Genomic DNA, 2,567 nt, shown 5'->3' on the forward strand with positions numbered 1-2,567 from the left:
CAGGAACACCTGCGTGATCAGCAGCCAGCCGCGCCGTCGGCCCAGGAAGGGCGGGATGTAGCGGTCCAGGATGGGCGCCCACAGGAACTTGAGGGTGTAGGGCAGCGCCAGCCAGCTCACCCGGCCCACGGTGGCCAGGTCCACGCCTTCCACCTTCATCCAGGCCTGCAGGGTCTTGCTGGTCAGGAACAGCGGCATCCCGGAGGAGAACCCCAGGACGAGCAGCGCGGCCATCTTTCGCTGTCCGAAGACGCTGAAGACGGACCGGGACGCGTGTGGCTGGTTCACGGCGATGTGGGTTCGCGGGGGCTGTGTGAGTGCCTGGGGCGCGGGGTCGCAAGTTCGGCACCAGACGCGGAAAAGCCCCGAACCGACGCCGCTCGCGCCGCCGACCGGGGCCTCACCTGCACGCACGCCACACCTGCCGCCGCGCTTCTGTCATCCCGACGGAGCGGCCACGCCGTAGATCTCGCCTCGACGCGATCCGCAGCGACCGAGGGATCCGCCACACACCGGCGGAGCCGCTCCACACGCTGCAAGCACGATCCTGTTTCTTCTCGTCCGCCGAACACACGCGACTGGATCGAAGAGAACGATCGAGCGTCCTGCCGAGTGTGTGGCGGATCCCTCAGTCGCTGCGAACTGCCGTGCACGGGCCGGTTCGGGGCGGTCGCTCCATCGGGATGACAGCAGGCGCCGACCCGCGGGCGCGCAGTCGAATTCTCCCTTTCCCCTGCGAAGCGGGGGAGAGGGCCGGGGAGAGGGGGCTATCGCGGCATGCGTCAGCAGCCGGTCGAACCCCGATCGAAGTTCCCCCTCTCTCCCGCGCCGTTTGCGGGGGAGAGGGCCGGGGAGAGGGGGCACCCGCGGCATGCGCCCGCAACCCGTCGAACCCCGACCGAAGTCCCCCCTCTCTCGGCGTAGTTTGCGTGGGGGAGGGGCCGGGGGTGGGGCCTCCCTACCGGTCCAGGCCGCTCGCCAGTTCCACCAGCCCACCCTCCGTCCCCGTCAACCACGCAACCACGGCCTGCTGCATGATGGCCTCGCCGCCCCAGGCCGCCAGCAGGTGGCGCGCGGTGGGAAGCTCGTGCGCCAGGCGCGGGTGGCTGAACAGGACTACCGTCGCGTCCGGGTGCGCCTCGGTGATCGCGCGCACCTTCTGCTGCGCCGCGGCCGAGATGCCCGGCCGGCCCTTCCACGCGCGGATGTCGGAGTACACCGCCACCAGCGGCGCGCCGTCCTCCGCGATCTCAATCCCCGCTGCGCGGAGGGACGCGGGAAATGCGTCCCGTGGATACGGAGGCCAGGGGCCACCCAGGTCGTCCTCCACCTCTTCCAGCCGCACGCGCGAGGGCAGTTCCGGCGTCCCGCGGCAGACCCGGAGCGAGCGAACGGCGATGTCCAGCGCCCAGCGCCGGTCGTCGTCCCCGCCGCAGCCGCCCTCGGGAGCGCTGGCGTACTTCTCCGCGGCGGCGGCGGTGCGGTTCAGCGCATCCTCCACCCGCTCGCGGCTCAGCCGCCCGTCACCGATCGCCGCCTGCACCTCGCGGATCACCGCCTCGGCATCCTGCGGATACAGCAGCACGTCGCAGCCGGCGGCCAGCGCCTGTACCGACGCCGTCGCCTCGCTGCCACCCTCCGTCAGCCCCTCCATGATGATGGCGTCGGTCACCACCAGCCCCGCAAAGCCGATCTCCTCGCGCAATAGGTCCACCAGGATGCGAGTCGACAACGTGGCGGGCTGCCCGCCGGGGTCGAGCGCGGGATAGGCCACGTGGGCCGTCATCACCGAGTCCACCCCCGCCCGCGAGGCCGAGCGGAAAGGAGCCAGGTCCTTTTCCAGCGCCGCGCGGTCCACGCGTACGGTGGGCTTCTCCACGTGCGAGTCGCCGACGGTGCGGCCGTGCCCGGGAAAGTGCTTGGCGCACGACAGGGCGCCGCCGCGCGCGCACCCCCGCACCCAGGCCGCCACGTGCAGCGCCACGTTGTCCGGATCGGTCCCGAACGCCCGCACGCCGATGATGGGGTTCTCGGGCTCCAGGTCCACGTCGGCCACGGGGGCGTAGATCCAGTTGACGCCCAGCGCCCGCGCCTCGCGCGCCGTCAGCTCGCCTGCGCGCTCGGTGACGGCGGCATCGTTCAGCCACCCGATGGCGGCGGCGGGGGGCAGCGGCGTGGCGCCGCGGAACTGCTGTCCGGCGCCGCGCTCCAGGTCGCTGGCGATCAGCAGGGCGTGGCGCGAGCGGCTGTGCAACTCCGACGTGAGCGCGCGCACCGCGTCCACCGGGCCGCCGAACAGGATGAACCCGCCCACGCCCATCTCCAGCCCGCGCTCGATGGCGTCGCGGTACCCGTCCCAGCCGTTCTCGCTGCTCCAGCGGACCGCCGGCAGCAGCAGCCGCGCGACGTTCAGACCCTCGTAGCTCATCGATTCCGATTCTGTCGTTGTCGTCTGGCGGGGAGGCTCCTCCCCCGGCCCCTCCCCGCACACACTGCGTGCGGAGAGGGGAGAATTCGATCGCGCTGCGACGGGCTGTGGCGCCGTCCGCGGCCGCCCCCCATCCCCA

At 72.2% G+C, this 2,567-nt stretch carries 1 protein-coding gene and 1 pseudogene; both read right to left on the reverse strand.

Translation table 11 applies throughout. The features are described 5' to 3' along the window. Window positions 1–234, reverse strand: a pseudogene (locus VIB55_RS02070) (AmpG family muropeptide MFS transporter); the annotation flags it as partial. A 724-nt stretch (window positions 235–958) separates the two neighbouring features. Further along, window positions 959–2,428 (reverse strand): glycoside hydrolase family 3 protein, encoded by a 1,470-nt coding sequence (locus VIB55_RS02075; protein WP_331875003.1) that lies wholly within the window; start codon window positions 2,426–2,428, stop codon window positions 959–961. Window positions 2,429–2,567 lie beyond the last annotated feature (139 nt).

Origin of the sequence: Longimicrobium sp. (assembly GCF_036554565.1) — a bacterium.
Classification (GTDB): domain Bacteria; phylum Gemmatimonadota; class Gemmatimonadetes; order Longimicrobiales; family Longimicrobiaceae; genus Longimicrobium.

What these genes read in the sequence shown, in the direction of transcription:
- VIB55_RS02075 (WP_331875003.1), bottom strand. Translation starts at nt 2,428, where the DNA reads ATGAGCTACGAGGGTCTGAACGTCGCGCGGCTGCTGCTGCCGGCGGTC.